At 67.8% G+C, this 14081-nt stretch carries 17 protein-coding genes; 4 read left to right on the top strand and 13 right to left on the bottom strand.

Going from position 1 to position 14081, the window contains the following annotated elements; genetic code table 11:
• Positions 1-6: 6 nt before the first annotated feature.
• Entirely contained in the window at positions 7-438 is a 432-nt protein-coding gene (locus tag R2910_12095) for a ferritin-like domain-containing protein (protein MEZ4413719.1), read from the bottom strand.
• A 28-nt stretch (positions 439-466) separates the two neighbouring features.
• Positions 467-916 carry a DUF2127 domain-containing protein gene (locus tag R2910_12090; protein MEZ4413718.1) on the bottom strand — a complete coding sequence of 150 codons (450 nt, stop codon included), beginning with the start codon at positions 914-916 and terminating at the stop codon, positions 467-469.
• A 159-nt stretch (positions 917-1075) separates the two neighbouring features.
• Here R2910_12090 and R2910_12085 point away from each other — a divergent pair, with 159 nt between their 5' ends.
• From R2910_12085 to R2910_12075, 3 genes are read left to right on the top strand one after another with little or no spacing between them, the layout of a single operon-like run.
• A complete protein-coding gene (locus R2910_12085) occupies positions 1076-1945 on the top strand; it encodes a glycosyltransferase (GenBank protein ID MEZ4413717.1) in 870 nt (289 codons plus the stop codon).
• Between the two features lies 1 nt (position 1946).
• Positions 1947-2762 carry a polysaccharide pyruvyl transferase family protein gene (locus R2910_12080; GenBank protein ID MEZ4413716.1) on the top strand — a complete coding sequence of 272 codons (816 nt, stop codon included), beginning with the start codon at positions 1947-1949 and terminating at the stop codon, positions 2760-2762.
• Complete coding sequence (locus R2910_12075) at positions 2759-3715, top strand: glycosyltransferase (GenBank protein MEZ4413715.1); 957 nt, start codon at positions 2759-2761, stop codon at positions 3713-3715. The genes R2910_12080 and R2910_12075 overlap by 4 nt, the downstream gene beginning before the upstream one ends.
• Here R2910_12075 and R2910_12070 read toward each other — a convergent pair.
• The 6 genes from R2910_12070 to R2910_12045 form a co-directional block, all read right to left on the bottom strand.
• A complete protein-coding gene (locus R2910_12070; protein MEZ4413714.1) occupies positions 3712-4251 on the bottom strand; it encodes a GNAT family N-acetyltransferase in 540 nt (179 codons plus the stop codon). The two genes, R2910_12075 and R2910_12070, sit on opposite strands and share 4 nt — an antisense overlap.
• Positions 4248-4775 carry a DUF1697 domain-containing protein gene (locus tag R2910_12065; protein MEZ4413713.1) on the bottom strand — a complete coding sequence of 176 codons (528 nt, stop codon included), beginning with the start codon at positions 4773-4775 and terminating at the stop codon, positions 4248-4250. Before R2910_12065 ends, R2910_12070 begins: the two co-directional genes overlap by 4 nt.
• 8 nt (positions 4776-4783) lie before the next feature.
• Positions 4784-5050 carry a hypothetical protein gene (locus R2910_12060; GenBank protein ID MEZ4413712.1) on the bottom strand — a complete coding sequence of 89 codons (267 nt, stop codon included), beginning with the start codon at positions 5048-5050 and terminating at the stop codon, positions 4784-4786.
• A 10-nt stretch (positions 5051-5060) separates the two neighbouring features.
• Complete coding sequence (locus R2910_12055) at positions 5061-6173, bottom strand: cis-3-hydroxy-L-proline dehydratase (protein ID MEZ4413711.1); 1113 nt, start codon at positions 6171-6173, stop codon at positions 5061-5063.
• Between the two features lie 38 nt (positions 6174-6211).
• A complete protein-coding gene (locus R2910_12050) occupies positions 6212-7060 on the bottom strand; it encodes an NmrA/HSCARG family protein (protein MEZ4413710.1) in 849 nt (282 codons plus the stop codon).
• Positions 7061-7184: 124 nt separating this feature from the next.
• Positions 7185-9257: a M13 family metallopeptidase gene (locus R2910_12045; GenBank protein MEZ4413709.1), complete on the bottom strand. Its 2073-nt coding sequence runs from the start codon at positions 9255-9257 to the stop codon at positions 7185-7187.
• 218 nt (positions 9258-9475) lie between these two features.
• On the opposite strand from R2910_12045, the gene R2910_12040 reads away from it, so the two are divergent.
• A complete protein-coding gene (locus R2910_12040) occupies positions 9476-9799 on the top strand; it encodes a hypothetical protein (protein ID MEZ4413708.1) in 324 nt (107 codons plus the stop codon).
• On the opposite strand, the gene R2910_12035 is transcribed toward R2910_12040, so the two are convergent.
• The 5 genes from R2910_12035 to R2910_12015 all read right to left on the bottom strand — a co-directional run bounded on the left by R2910_12035 (position 9796) and on the right by R2910_12015 (position 13742).
• The gene (locus tag R2910_12035) at positions 9796-10275 is read right to left on the bottom strand and encodes a DUF4442 domain-containing protein (GenBank protein MEZ4413707.1); all 480 of its coding nucleotides are present in this window, start codon (positions 10273-10275) and stop codon (positions 9796-9798) included. The genes R2910_12040 and R2910_12035 overlap by 4 nt on opposite strands.
• A 17-nt stretch (positions 10276-10292) precedes the next feature.
• Complete coding sequence (locus tag R2910_12030; GenBank protein ID MEZ4413706.1) at positions 10293-10475, bottom strand: hypothetical protein; 183 nt, start codon at positions 10473-10475, stop codon at positions 10293-10295.
• A gap of 24 nt (positions 10476-10499) precedes the next feature.
• Positions 10500-10976, bottom strand: coding sequence for a nuclear transport factor 2 family protein (locus tag R2910_12025; protein ID MEZ4413705.1), 477 nt, complete (start codon positions 10974-10976; stop codon positions 10500-10502).
• Positions 10977-11058: 82 nt separating this feature from the next.
• Positions 11059-13080: a hypothetical protein gene (locus R2910_12020; GenBank protein MEZ4413704.1), complete on the bottom strand. Its 2022-nt coding sequence runs from the start codon at positions 13078-13080 to the stop codon at positions 11059-11061.
• Positions 13081-13136: 56 nt separating this feature from the next.
• Entirely contained in the window at positions 13137-13742 is a 606-nt protein-coding gene (locus R2910_12015) for a DUF305 domain-containing protein (GenBank protein MEZ4413703.1), read from the bottom strand.
• Between the last annotated feature and the right edge of the window lie 339 nt (positions 13743-14081).

The following is a 14081-nucleotide window of genomic DNA, read 5'->3' as shown; positions in this document are numbered from 1 at the left end:
CCCATCCTACAGCGGCCAGTCGCGCAGGATCCGCTCGGTTTCTTCAGCGTGACCGCTCTCGTCGCGCACCATGTCTTCCAGCTGCACGGCGAGCCCCTTTTCCCCGAGGGCGTCCGCCTCCCTGGCCCGCGCGATGTAGTCGGCGGTGGCACGCCGCTCGGCCTTGAGGATCTCCTGCAGCATCTTCCGGTTGGTGTTTGCCTTGGGCACCGGACGCGGCACCGTCGTCGGCTCGCCGCCGAGGGCCACGATCTTGTTGGCCAGGAACTGGGCGTGCAGCTGCTCGTCGGCCACCTCGGCCAGGAAGAACTGCACGAGCTGCGGCCGATAGGGGCCGGTCGCCTTGGCGGCATAGGTGAGGTATTGAATGACGGCGCCGAGCTCGCCGGCGAGGTCCTGGTTCAGGTTGTCGATGAGGGTTTGGGTCTTCTTGGCCATCTGTGCCTCCAACAAGGTTGATCTGGAATCAGCGTGGAGCGGGTGGCGGCTCCGTGTCGCCGCCGGCCCGGAGTATCCAGGCCAGGTACAGGACAATCGTCAGGTTCAGCGCGAGCGCCACCAGCGGTTCGGCTCCTGGCCGCCGGATCAGCGCCCCAACCTCGAACGGGACGTACACCGCCGCCGTCACGACCCCCATCCATTCCGCCCAGCGGCGCCCCCGCCAGAGCCCGTAGGCCTCGGCAAAGCGCATCAGCGCATACGCCATCGCCCCAACGGCCAGCCACCGAAGCCGCGCCGGGGTCACCTCGGTCATGATATGGAGAAAGATACGCGGAATGCGTTTGGCTGGATCGAGGTGCAGGTGCGTCACCAGCCGCTCCGCCAGGGCCTGGGCGTCCCGGTGCACCAGGAGCAGGAGGCCCGTGCCGGCCAGCAGGACCAGCAGGCCCTTGGCCGCCTCGTAGCCGGCGATCATCCGAATTCCGAGCCGTGTCTGGTGCAATTGAGCGGCTCTCCACGCCCGGCGCACTGTCATCCTGAACAATATCACCCGGTTGCGTGCGGGGGCCCAGCCTGCGCGGCGCCCGGTGCTGTTGGACAATGCGAACGCCCCTGATACTATGAAGCGAACACCATGAGCCCACCCTTCCGCATCAGCGCGATCGTCCCCAGCTACAACCGGCCCGATCTGCTCCGGCGGGTCCTGCTGGCGTTTGCCTCGCAGACCCGCGCGGTGGACGAACTGATCATCACCGACGACGGCTCGCGCGTGGATATCGCGACGGGTGTCGCCGACGTCCTGCCGGAGCTGCCCTTTCCTGTGACTCTCGTTGCCCAGCCGGACGAAGGGTTCCGGGCGGCGAAGTGCCGGAACAACGGCATCCGCGAGGCCACCGGCGACTATCTCGTCTTTGCGGATCAGGACATCGTCTTCGCGCCCACTTACGTCGAGACCTTCGCGACGCATGCGCGTCCGGGGCAGTTCCTGGTCGGCTACCCGGTGCGGCTGACCGAAGCAGACACCGCGCGCATCACCGACGACCTGATCCGTGCCGGCCGGGTAACCGACCTCGTTCCCGACGCAGGCCGCCGCAAGGTGCTCAGCCAATACCGGAAGGAGCGTCGGTACGTGCTCCTGCATGCCCTCCACCTCCGCCCGTTCGGCCCGAAGCTCCGGAGCGGCGTGTTCGGGGCCTGGCGCGAGGACCTCCTCGCGGTCAACGGGTTCGACGAGGAGTTCCGGGGCTGGGGCAACGAAGACGACAACCTCGGGCGGCGGCTGCACCGCGCCGGGATCACCGGCCGCAACGTCTTCCGTGAGGCGCTGTCGGTGCACATGTACCATGCGCCGCACCACCAGGACGGGCTCCGGGCCAACAGCGACTACAGCGCGCGGCAGGCGCGGGAAATCCGCCGCGGCAGCGTCCGGGCCGTCCACGGAGTCACCAACCCCCTCGGCGATGTCTGGCCGACGCGCACCGTGCTCCACACACCGGGGGGCTGACATGGCCTGGCACCATCGGTGGGCGTTTCGCCTCCTGCGCGGCCGCGTCCCCGATCCCCGGGGTTGCCTGGACGGAGATGCCATCCGCCTCAACTGGTTCAACCCCATCCCCAACCTGGGCGATGCGATCTCGCCCCTCATCGTAACGCACCTCTCCGGTCGCCCGGTGGTGCATACCGGCGACCGGGCATGGGGCAAGCTGGTGGCGGTCGGGTCCATCCTGAATCGGGCGCGGAATGGCGACGTGGTCTGGGGCTCGGGGCTGATCAGCGCTGACTCGCGGCCGAAGGGGACCCGGATTCGGGTCACCGCCGTGCGGGGACCCCGGACGGCGGCCATCGTCCGGGCGCTCGGCATCGAATGCCCCGCCATCTATGGTGACCCCGGCTGCCTCCTGCCTCGCCTCTTTCCCCGGCCCCGGGAGGCCGCGCCGCGCTACGCACTCGGCGTCATCCCGCACCACCGGGACCAGGAGCTGCTGAAGCTGGAGGATCCCGCGATCCGGTTCATCGACATCATGTCGCCACCGGCGGCGTTCCTGGCCGCGCTCTGGGAGTGCGAGCGGGTCGTCTCCTCGTCGCTGCACGGGATCATCTTCGCCGAGGCATACGGGATTCCGGCGCAATGGCTCGAGATCTCCGATCGGGTCCTGGGTGGCGGGCACAAGTTCGCGGATTATTACGAGGGCACAGGACGGGATTGCCCCAGCCCCCTTGCGCGCGAATCCATGCGGACAGAGCCGGCGTGGCTACCGCCGGACGCAGGCGTCCCCGACCGGCTGGCAGCGGCGTTCCCCTTTCCGCGCGGCGCCGCATGAACCTCGCGGCCGGGCGGTTCCTGGTGCCGAGTCGCTACGAGGCAAATCCCTACGTCGCCAAATTCGTGGCGCTGTTCGGGCAGGTGGCGGACCGGCTCGGCGCGCGCGTGCTCTTCGGGCAGGACTTCCGCGAGGCGGATCTCCCCGCTGACTGCCCCTTTGTCGTGGCCCTCAAGCCGGTCCAGTGGGGCAAGTCCGACGGATTTCGGGGGCTCCTCTCCCTCCCGAAGCGGATCCAGGTGTTCGGCCTCTGGGACGATATCCACCAGGGGCTGCAGGGGACGCGGTATTTCAGTCGCGACCGCTGGGTGCTCACCCGTTTCTTCCGCCGTTGCGACGCCATCCTCTGCGTGTCCCGCGATCCCTTCGTCCGCTGGTATCCCCGGTACGTCGACAAGCTCGTGCACTTCCCGCATTTCTTCAGCGCCCGCGATTTTACCGCGGTGGCGTTCAACGAGCATCCGCTGCCGAAGTGCATTCTCTCCGGAGCGACCGGGAAGTTCTATCCGCTGCGGCGGCACGCGGCTCGGAATCCCGACGTCGTCGTGCTGGAGCATCCCGGTTACGGTGGCACCGGGAAGGAGGACGGGGCGGCGTTGTTCGGGGAGGCCTATGCGCGGGAGCTTGCCAGGTACCGCTGCGCGGTTACCTGCAGCGCCGTCATCGACTATACCGTGGCCAAGTATATGGAGTTGCCGGCGGCGGGCTGCCTGCTGCTCGCCACCCAGACGCCGGATCTGCATCTTCTCGGCTTCGAGGCCGGCGTCAATTTCCTGCGGGTAGACGAATCCACCTTCGACGCGACGCTGGCGGAAGTCCTGGCCCGGCCTGAGGCGTTCGAGTCGATCCGCCGTGCGGGATACGCGCTGGCACGCGGGCGCCATTCCGACCAACACCGTGCGAACGAACTGGAACGGTTGATCCGGGAACGCTGCTCGGCGCCGCCGGCCTAGGCGAGGTCGCGCGCGTACAGGTGGATCTCCGCGGCGTCGCCGGGCCACTCGATGCGGCGCTCAAAGTGAAGCCCCAGTTTTCCGAGCAGGCGGATGGACGCCTGGTTGTCCGCCTGCACGATGGCCGCCACCCGGGGCAGCGTGAGGGCCTCCCGTCCGTGGGCAAGCACCCCCGCCGCTGATTCGAGCGCGTACCCCATACCCCAGAAGGCCGGACGCAGCGCGAACCCCACGTCCACGTCCGGCAGCGTGTCCCGCTTCAGCAGTCCGCAGATTCCGATCGGCGCGCCGTCATCCTTCCGCAGCACCAGCCAGAGCCCGAACCCGAATTTCTCGTAGCTCGCCATCGGACCGTTGCGGATGTAGGCGCGCGCATCCTCCTCGGTTCGCACGCCCCGGTCGCCGATGTATTGGTGAAACGACGGCTCGTTGAGGAGTCCAAGGATGAACTCGGCATCGGTTTCATCCAGCCGCCGCAGGGTCAGGCGTTCAGTCTCCAGCACGAACGACGCGTTGCCCGGGTCAACGGCGGTCATGAGGCGGCCTCGGCAAGTTTGCGCACGGTGGTGATGTTGCGCGCCGTGACGGGCCCACCCACTGCCCGCTCGAGCTTTGCCCCCGTCACCTTCGAGTCGCTGATTCGCCCGTGACGGAGCCAGTAGGCCTCGCGGCCACGCACATGGAACTCGTCGGTGGGGGTGTGCAGGTTGAGGAGTGCGTCCCTGGCGGGCGCCGCGAGTGGCGCCTTCAGGAAGAGGACCGAGAGCGCCTGGCCGGCTGTCAGCGGGCCGGCCGCCGGGAACGGGTCATAGACCACGATGTCGGCGAGGTCCTGGGCGGAGCGGAGGAAAGTCGCGACGTCATAGCCAAGGGCGTCGCGGAGGTGGATCTCGATCCGGCGCTCGAGCTGGGCCTGGTTTCTGGCCCGCGAGGAGAAGAGGACGTTCCCGCTCGCGATGAGGGTCGTGACGTCGGCAAGGTCCATCGATGCGAAGAGGGTCCGGAGGCGGTCCATCTTCACGACGTGACCACCGACGTTGATGGCGCGGAGCAGCGCCACCTGCCGGCTCAGTGCCGCTCCATGTCGCCGGGGAGGGCGCGTCGTTCGGTGGGAGGGGAGGACGACAACATGCGCTCGGCAAACTCCAGCCGGGTCTCCACGTCGGCGAGGTGGCTTTCCACGCGGTCGAGCTGCTCCAGACGCTCCTCCAGCTGTGCCGAGAGAAAGAGCTGTTCCTTGGCCAGCCGACGGAGGTGCCCTACCAGGACCGTGCCCACCCAGACGCCGCCGGTAATGACGCCGGTGGCCAGCGCCCAGACGACTATCGCGCCCACTGACACCCCCTCACGAGCCCGTGATCTCCAGCACCGGCTTGCCGAGGACATCGAGGCGGGGGCGCACGCCCAGCCCCGGCTCGCGGGAGGCGGCCAGGAAGCCGTCGACCCGTTGGGGCGCACCGTCGGCGAAGCTGACCGACCCGTACGAGTTGAAGTCGGTGGCGGTGAACAGGAACCGTTCGGGGGTGCTGTGCGCCAGGTGCGCGATGGCCGCGGTGGTGATGTCACCGCCCCAGGTGTCTTCGATGGTCATTGCGATCCCGAGCGACACGCAGAGGTCGCGAATCTGCCGGGCACGGGTGAGGCCACCCACCTTCGAGATTTTGAGGTTGATGACATCCATGGCCTGGTCGGCGATGCCCTGTACCACCGCGTCGAGGCCGTCGATCACCTCGTCCAGCACGAAGGGGCGGTTGGTGTGCCGCCGGACGGCGAGGCACTCCTGGTAGCTGTAGCAGGGCTGCTCGATGTAGACGTCGACGTCGCGCACGGCGTCGGCCACGCGGACGGCGGCGTGCTGGGTCCAGCCCGTGTTCGCGTCGGCGATGAGTACGTCGCCCCGCTGCATTTTCGCGGCGGCAGCGCGAATCCGGTCGATGTCGGTGTCGGGGTCGCCGCCGACCTTCAGCTGGAACTTGCGATACCCCTCGGCGCGGTACTGGGCGATCCGGCCCGCCATCGCCTCGGGTGATTCCTGCGAGATGGCCCGGTACAGCGCAAACCGCTCACCCACATGGCCGCCCATCAGCGTTGCGACCGGCAGCCCGGCCGCCTGGCCCAGCAGGTCCCAGCACGCCACGTCGATGGGCGACTTCACGTAGGGGTGCCCGCGCATGGCGGCGTCCATCCGGCGGTTTACCTCTCCCAGCGCCAGCGGGTCCATCCCGATCAGGTGGGGAGCAAGTTCGGCGATGCCGGTACGTGCCCCGCGCGCATAGGCCGGCAGGTAGGCGGGGCCGAGCGGGCAGACCTCGCCCCAGCCTGAGAGGCCGGTGTCGGTCACCACCTCGACCACCGTCGAATCGAAGACCGACACGGAGTTGCCGCCCGACCACTTGTAGCTCCCCTCGAGGAGGGGGAGGTCGATCTGGTAGGCGCGAATGGCCGTGATGCGCATCATGCCGCCGGGGTCAGTGGAGTGGAGGTGCAGGTCATGAGCTACTTGCGTTGCGTCTTTGCCCACGCGGCGAAGGTGAGCGGCGTGAATCCGAACTCCTTTTCCAGCGCCGGAATGTCTGCCTCGTACCCGACCCGCTCGAACCACTCCAGCATCAGCGCGAAATCTTCGCTGTTCTTCCGGACCTCGGCGATCGGAATCTGCACGTAGTTGATGGCGCGCCCGAGGCCGGCGCCGAGTTGTGCCGCCGCCTGGGTCATGGTCAGCGCGTCACCGGCGATGTCGATGGCGCGGCCGCTGAGACGCGCGGCGTCGGTGAAGGCGCGGCCACCGAAGAACCCGATGTCCTTCACCGCGATCATCTGGAGGACCGTGTCCGGCTTGAGCGCGGAGTAGATCGTGTCGCCGTTCAGGAACCAGGGGCTGACCATGTTCTCCATGAAGAAGACCGGCCGGAGGATCACGTGACTCGGGAACCCGAGCGCGCGCACCGTCTCCTCGACCCGCCACTTGTTGTCGAAATGCGGGATGCCGGTGGCGCGGTGGGCCGATCCGACGGAACTGTACACAAAGTGCCGGACGCCAGCCTCCCGGGCCAGGGTGGCGACCCGCTTCCCCTGCTCCTCTTCCTTCTCCACCCCCGCTTCCCACGTGTTCTGCACCGCAAATACCCCCCACGCCCCCGCCAGCGCCTTCGTCAGCGACGCGGCGTCGTCGAGGTCGCCCTGGACGATCGTGACGCCTTTCGCCTTCAAGGCCTGCGCGGCGGGGCTGTCGGGCTTGCGGGTCATGCCCTGCAACTGGAAGTCGCCGCCGGCGAGGGCGGCGGCGACGGCGCCGCCCTGCTGGCCGGTGACGCCGGTGATCAGAATTCTCTTCGGAGCAGACATTGGTCGATCCCTGGTCGTGAGAGTTGACGGAACGGGCGGAATGCCGACGTGCGCATGGCACGATGGCTTTCCTGTATACACCGGAGACGGCCCGCCGGTTCGCGGCCGTGCGGCGCCTCCGCCCTCACCAGATCCGCACCCGGTTGGCCGGCGCGAGGTAGAGCGCCTCGCCCGGCTCCACGTCGAACGCGGGATACCAGGCGTCGACGTTTCGGACGGTGAATGCGCGGTACTCACCCGGCGAGTGGCCGTCGGTCAGGACCCGCTGCCGCAGCGCCGGCTCGCGATACTTGGTCCGCCAGATCTGGCCGAAGCTCAGGAAGAACTGCTGGTCGCCGGAGAATCCGTCGACCACCGGCGCCTCGGCACCCCCGAGCGACAGGCGGTAGGCGTCGTAGGCCGCGGCGATGCCGGCCAGGTCGGCGATGTTCTCACTGAGCGTCTGCTTGCCGTTGATGGCCAGGTCGGGGAACGGTCGGTAGGCGTCGTATTGGGCCACCAGTTGCGCGGCGGAGGCCTCGAAGTGCTGCAGGTCTTGCGGCGTCCACCAGTTGTGCAGCCGACCCGTCGCATCGAAGAGCGCGCCGAGGTTGTCGAAGCTGTGGCTGATTTCGTGGCCGATGACCGTACCCATGGCGCCGTAGTCCATGATCGCGGCGCGGCTCGGGTCGAAGAACGGCGGCTCCAGGATGGCCGCGGGGAAGTTCATGGCGTTCATGGCTGGCATATTGACCGCATTGACCGTCTGCGGCGTCATGACCCACTCGCCCCGGTCTACCGGCTGGCCAAGCATCTTGAGGCGGGCGTGCAGGTGGTACACCCCGGCGCGCTCCATGTTGCCGTAGGCGTCGCCCGGAATCACCTGAAGGCCGGTGTAGGTGGGCCAGACGTCGGGATACCCGACGCCAACCTTCAGCACGGCGAGCTTCGCATGGGCCTCCTTCTTGGTGCTTGGCGCCATCCAGTCGAGGTGGTCGATGCGCTCGCCGAACGCCGCGATGATGTTGGCCACCATCGCCTCCGCGCGGGCCTTTTCCTCCGGCGAGAAGTAGCGCTCGGTGTAGAGCTTGCCAACCGCGAACCCGAGGGCACCATTCGTCGCGCCCACGGCGCGCTTCCAGCGGTCCCGCTGGACCTGTGCACCGCTCAGCACCGTGCCGAAGAACGCGAAGGACGCCTGGTCAAAGGCGGCAGGCAGCACCGCGGTGCGGGCCTGGATCGCGTGGTAGGTCAGGTAGTCCTTCCAGGTATCGAGCGGCACGCTCTTCGTCAGGGCCGAGAGTCCGGTGAAGGCGCTCGGCTGCCAGACGTCAAAGACCGCCGGCTTCGAGAGCCCCGCCGCCGCGAAGTAGATCTCCCAGTCGAGGCCCGGCGCCTTGGTACGGAATTCCTTCCGGGTCCAGTGGTTGTTTCCCTTGGCGAAGTCCCCGGTGGCCTCACGGGTCCAGTGGGCCTCGGCCATCTGGGTTTCGAGCTGCATGATCGCGGCGGCCTTGGCATCGGCGCCGGACATTCCGGCGAGGTTCAGGATCGTGGCAATGTACTCCTGGTACTTCGTCCGGATGGCGGCCATGCCCGTGGAGGGGTCGAGGTAGTAGCTCCGATCCGGCATCCCGAGGCCGCCCTGCAGGAGGAAGGGCGTGTATTGGGTCGGATCGTCGAGGTCCTGGGCCACCCAGAGCCCGAAGAGATTGCCGGTGTAGAGATTCGTCGCGTTCATGGCGTCCATGTCGGCACGGAGCGTCGTGCCGAGGAAGTACGCCAGCTGTGTCCGGTTGCCGATCGCGGCAATCGAGTCGAGGGTCGGGCGGAGTGGCGTCAGGCCCGCGGCCTCGATGGCCGCCACATCCATAAAGCTCGCGTAGTAGTCCCCGACCATCTGGGCTTCCGACCCCATCGGGGCCTTCGTCTTTGCGGTCTCCTGGATCAGGGCGGCCACCCGCTCGTCGATCTGTGCGGCCAGAATCCCAAAGGACCCGTAGGAGCTGCGGTCCGCCGGGATCGGGGTGTCCTTGAGCCAGGTGCCGTTGGCGTACTCATAGAAGTTGTCGCCGGGCTTGACGGAGCGATCCATGCCGGCGGTGTCGAGGCCGGCGACCAGCGCCTCCTGCTGTGCTGCCAGTAAGGGAGGGATCGCGGTGGCCGTGGCGACGCCCAGCAGGGTCAGCAGTGCGGTGAGACCAAAAGCGTTGCGCATCGGAGAGCACCTCGCAAGAAAATCCATGAAGGCGCCTGGGGAGGCGCCAGGGTGAGCCGGCCAGAAGTTGCCTGGAGGGAACTTAGCGATGCCTGCGTCTGTGCCCCGTTCCCGAGGGCCGTTTCATGTTGGCTCTGGACAAACCGGTGATTCTGGCGTAACTAGGGAGACACACTACAATAATTGTCGCTGTTTCGCCCCGCGCCTCGAGGTCCTCGATGCTCGAAACGACCGTGTTGTGGCTCGACCAGGTCAGTGCAGAGGTATTCTGGACCTGCGCCGCCGGGCTGGTGCTCATCGATCTCGCGGCGGTCGCCGTGGTGATGCAGACGCGGAACCGGGAAATCGTCAACCGCTGGACCAGCCGGGTTCTCGCAGCCAACCTCCTCCTGCTTGGCGCCGGGCTCGGCGTGCCCGCGGCGGCGTTCACCCTCAAGCTCGCCGCCCGCGCCGTGCTGCCTGTATTCTCCGCCTCGGCGTCCGCCGCTACCCAGCCCAAGTCCTCCGCCGCCGAGCCCGTGGCTTCTCCCCCGGCGCCCTAGGGAGTTCGCGCTCCCGCCTCAGGACCCATCCAGCGCACATACACCGTCTTGGTGCACGCACAGCACACCTGACCTTCCGCATCCAGCAGCTCGACCTCGAATTCGCGCGTAATCGGACCGGCCGCGCGGGCCTCGGTCGCGATCGATGCCACCGTCTCGGGGTCGAGGCGGAATGTGGCGTGCAGTGTCGAACGCCCCGGCCGCAGAAACCTGATCGTGGCCGCCTGGTCCCACACGATGTATTCGGGCCCCAGCAGCCGGATCAGCATCACCATGTAGAACGGGTCGACGGCACCGTAGAGGCTGCCACCGAAGATGGTGCCGACATAGTTGCGGGTCCGCCAGGAGAGTGGCAACCGGACCCGGACCTCATACCCGTCGTCGGCGATGTAGGTGACTCGGGCGCCCGTGCCCCGGAAGGCGGGAAACCAGTTGAACCGGCACCGGAGGAGTCGGGAGCGCCAGGACTCGGGCATCGATCCGCTCCGCCTGGCTACTTCTTCGAGCGGGAGGAGACCAGGAACAGCCACGCCATCCAGAGCCCACCGGCGGCCCCGATGTAGAAGAAGAGCGCGCCCGGGCCGTCGCTGGTGCCCTTGATCAGGACCAGGACATAGATGGAAGCCAGGCCAATGGCCAGGCATAGCAGCCCCAACGCCGTCAGGCACCCCTGCATGGTGATCCCCCCGCTTGGATCAGGTCATCCCAGCCCGTGTCGAATCGTGAAGGTCTCGAGCGCGCGTGCCGCCTGGGCGCGGATGGCGCGCTGCACTGGGGGTGCCCACCCGAGCAGCAGCCCCTTCATGCCCAGGGCCTGCCGTGCCCACCGATAGAGGTCGAACGCGTCGGTGTGCCGCTGGATGAGGCCGTTGCGGAGGGCGAACGACGCCCGCACGACGTTGTGCACGGGGCGGCCGGTCGCCGAAAAGGTATACCACGCTTCCCACCGCGCGGCACCGGTGGTGGCGTCGGCGCGAATACCGTCCGCCTCGATCCGGAGGTCGGTACCGCGCTCACAGAGCATCCGCCACATCGCCCGGACCTCCGCGCCCCGCAGCAGGGGGAAGACCGGATCGGAGAAGGTGGCGTCCGGCGCGTAGCAGGCTCCCATCGCCGCATGGTCGCGCCGCTGGAACGCCGCGTAGAACGAGCCTATCACCTCGGCATGCCGCTCCATGTCCCTCCCGGAACGCATCAAGGCCCGGCCTACCGGGCCGGACCTTGATGCCGAACGCGTTGATCGGTGCGTGCGCCTCGCGTCAGCGCGCGGCGTTGGCGACCGCATCCACCGCGGCGGCCAGCGTCTTCACCTTGGCGGGATCGCCCGCGGTGGCGGCGTCGGCCTCGAGCTGCTTGGCCAGCTTGCCAAGGGTATCTGCCCGCTTCGCGCCGGTTTCCTTCGACGCCTTGTCGAGCGTCTTGCGCGCGGAGTCGATCGTCTTCGCGTTGAGCCCGTTCGACCGGGCCAGCTGGTCGAGGTAGGCCTGGGCCACGACGATCTCGGCCGGCCAGACGATCTTCGGCTGGCCCTGCGCGTTGAAGTAGTCGAGCTTCACGAGCTTGGCCGCGTCGATCTCGTTCTGGGAGAGCAGGTCGCTGGCGGTCAGGTCGAAGACGTCGAGCCCGCGGCCGATTTCGGAGCTGTACATGTAGCCGTTGTACCAGTACACCGACCAGGAGCCGCCGCTACCCATGCGGGTCGAGTCGATGGGGCCGCGGTCGTGGAAGGCGATCTCGACCGGGTTGGAGGCGTCGGTCCAGTCGAACACCGAGATGCCTCCCTGGTACCACGACTGCACCATGATGTCGCGGCCAGGCACGGGAATCAGCGAGCCGTTGTGGGCCACGCAGTTCTCCTTGTCGGTCTGTGCCGCCGGCAGCTTGTAGTAGCTCCGGAACGCCATGGCATCGTTCGCGAGGGTGAAGATGGCGTCCGCGCCCCACTCCTTCCGGTCGGTGATGCGGCACTTCGGCGAGCCGCCGCCGCCCCACTCGTCGGAAAAGAGGATCTTGGTGCCGTCGTTGTTGAACGTGGCCGAATGCCAGTACGAGAAATTCGAGTCGGCCACGGCGCCGATCCGCTTCGGGTGGACCGGGTCGGTGATGTCCAGCAGCAGGCCGTAGCCTTCACAGGCGCCGCCGGCCCGGCCGATGGCGGGATAGACGGTGATGTCGTGGCACTGCGTCGGCCCGGGGCGGACGCCGCCCTTGTTGTCATCCGGGTTGCCGAACCGCGCCGCGAGGATGGCCGGCAGGGCGGTGCGGAGCGCGGCGCTGTCGGCGGCGGTCGGCTTGCCGGTGCCCTTGCGGGCGGTGACGATGCTGTCGAGCATCGGGTCGATGTATCCCGACGGAATCGGACGCTCCATCCCGAAGATGAACGCCGTGTAGCCGCCCTTGGCGCGCCAGGCCGCGGCGGCCTTCTCGGCGGCGGCGACGTCTTCCGGCGCCTCGCCGTGCTCCGGCGGCGCGACGAGGTCGTTGAAGATGCGTGGCGAGCTCACGATGGCGGCCTGCTCCGGGTGCGCGAGCGGCACCTTGATGACCTCGATGCGGAAGAGGGCGGAGTTCGGATCCTCGTCCGGCGCCAGGTTGGAGCAGCCGGGCAGCTCCTCCGCCGGGCGGACGCCCGCCGAGCCGGAGACGTAGATGTAGACGTTGGCCTTGTCGTTCGGGTCGGCCAGCACGGTGTGCGTGTGCGAGCCACGGCAGGTCTGGACGTTGCCGATGTACTTCGGCGTCGCGATGTCGGTGATGTCGAAAATACGGATGCCGCGGAGGCGGTCGGGGCTGACCGGCGCCTTCACACCCTGGGTGCCGCAGTCGAGGCGCCCGGACGTGCCCTCACCCGACACGAAGAGGAGGTTCTTGTACACCGACACGTCGCTCTGCGAGGCGGGGCAGAGGAACCCGACCTTCAGGGACGGCTTGGCCGGGTTGGAGACGTCCCAGACCTGGAAACCGTTGTAATTGCCCTGGATCACGTACTGCCCCGTGAACGAGAGGTCGGAGTTCGTCACGCCCTCGAAGTCCTTGGACGGCCGCGTGGTCGACACGAGCCGCAGGTTCCAGGCGGCCTCGGCGGCATCCCACTGGCCGGCCTTGAGGCCGACACGGGGGTCGGCGGACGGCATCTTGGGCGCCACCGGCATCGGGGCGGTGGCTGCCGAACTGGTCGAGGAGGAGCAGCCGCCCACCGTGAGCGCCCCGAGGGCAAGGATGAGCGGGGCCAGGGCCGCGGAACGGCGCCCTGAGCGCGTGATCGAAGGCACGAGATTCATGAACGATTCCTGTCGAAGGGTGGAGATGGAAGCACGCATGCGTATGATGAGACCCATCAGGGAGTGGTGCCCTCGGCCGGGAGGGCCGCCAGCATCTTCTCCATGCGGGCGATCTCGGTGGTCTGGTCGGCGTAAATGTTCGAGGCCAGCCGGAAGGTCGGCTCGTCCTGGCCGGCTCCCGGGGTCGCGAAGAGCTCGTTGACCATGACGATGGCGCCCTTGTGGTGCTGGATCATGTAGGTCAGGAAGAGCCGGTCGAATTCGGGGCCGCGCGCGGCATCGAGGGAGTCGAGTTGCGCCTGATTCAGCATCCCCGCCATGTGCATCATGGAGTGGTCCATGCCCGCATGCGCCTTCGGATCGGGCACCGGCTCGCCCCGGTCCTGCAGCCAGGTCTCCATGAGCTGAATTTCGTCCTGCTGGCCGACCACGATCCGCTCCGTGAGGCGGATGATCGAGGGGCTCGCGTCATGGGTCGGGGCCCAGCCGGAAATCAGGACGGCCTGCGCGTGGTGGCCAATCATCCCCGTCATGAACTTGGTGTCGCCGGCGGTGTACCCCTGGTTCCCGGCAGAATCCGCCTGCTGCGCCGTCAGCGCCGGGGCGAGAAACGCCGAGCAGAGGACAATCGAGCAGAGGACGCGCACAGAGGAAGACCTCACCGAACTCACTCCAGCTATTGGTGTTGTGGGAGTTGCGCGGGCCAGTGGAACGGCCGCGATCCAATCGGCAACGCCGTAACCTAACAGCAGGGACGGAGTCCGACAGGGGCGCGCGTTCCAGACCAGAACGGGAAGGGGGACGCAAAGGTTTCGGCGTCCCCCATGTCGTGCGTCGGGTTCAGCCGCCCGCGAAGGTCACGGCCAGGGTCATTGGCACGCTGGCCAGCGCCTTGGACACGATGCAGTTCACCTTGGTGTCTTCCGCAAACTTCTTGAATTCGGCTTCGGACAGGCCGGGGACGACCCCGTGGGTGGCCAGGTCGATCCGGGTGATCTGCG

It is taken from the genome of Gemmatimonadales bacterium, from assembly GCA_041390145.1.
Lineage (GTDB): Bacteria > Gemmatimonadota > Gemmatimonadetes > Gemmatimonadales > GWC2-71-9 > SPDF01.
Note: the sequence above shows the minus strand (reverse complement) of the source record. Positions and strands in the feature narration are given on the sequence as shown.

Coding starts and splice junctions, on each gene's coding strand:
- R2910_12050 (MEZ4413710.1), bottom strand. CDS start 7,060: ATGTCTGCTCCGAAGAGAATTCTGATCACCGGCGTCACCGGCCAGCAG.
- R2910_12025 (MEZ4413705.1), bottom strand. CDS start 10,976: ATGGAGCGGCATGCCGAGGTGATAGGCTCGTTCTACGCGGCGTTCCAG.
- R2910_12045 (MEZ4413709.1), bottom strand. CDS start 9,257: ATGCGCAACGCTTTTGGTCTCACCGCACTGCTGACCCTGCTGGGCGTC.
- R2910_12085 (MEZ4413717.1), top strand. CDS start 1,076: ATGAGCCCACCCTTCCGCATCAGCGCGATCGTCCCCAGCTACAACCGG.
- R2910_12030 (MEZ4413706.1), bottom strand. CDS start 10,475: ATGCAGGGGTGCCTGACGGCGTTGGGGCTGCTATGCCTGGCCATTGGC.
- R2910_12090 (MEZ4413718.1), bottom strand. CDS start 916: ATGATCGCCGGCTACGAGGCGGCCAAGGGCCTGCTGGTCCTGCTGGCC.
- R2910_12020 (MEZ4413704.1), bottom strand. CDS start 13,080: ATGAATCTCGTGCCTTCGATCACGCGCTCAGGGCGCCGTTCCGCGGCC.
- R2910_12075 (MEZ4413715.1), top strand. CDS start 2,759: ATGAACCTCGCGGCCGGGCGGTTCCTGGTGCCGAGTCGCTACGAGGCA.
- R2910_12070 (MEZ4413714.1), bottom strand. CDS start 4,251: ATGACCGCCGTTGACCCGGGCAACGCGTCGTTCGTGCTGGAGACTGAA.
- R2910_12080 (MEZ4413716.1), top strand. CDS start 1,947: ATGGCCTGGCACCATCGGTGGGCGTTTCGCCTCCTGCGCGGCCGCGTC.
- R2910_12040 (MEZ4413708.1), top strand. CDS start 9,476: ATGCTCGAAACGACCGTGTTGTGGCTCGACCAGGTCAGTGCAGAGGTA.
- R2910_12055 (MEZ4413711.1), bottom strand. CDS start 6,173: ATGATGCGCATCACGGCCATTCGCGCCTACCAGATCGACCTCCCCCTC.
- R2910_12095 (MEZ4413719.1), bottom strand. CDS start 438: ATGGCCAAGAAGACCCAAACCCTCATCGACAACCTGAACCAGGACCTC.
- R2910_12035 (MEZ4413707.1), bottom strand. CDS start 10,275: ATGCCCGAGTCCTGGCGCTCCCGACTCCTCCGGTGCCGGTTCAACTGG.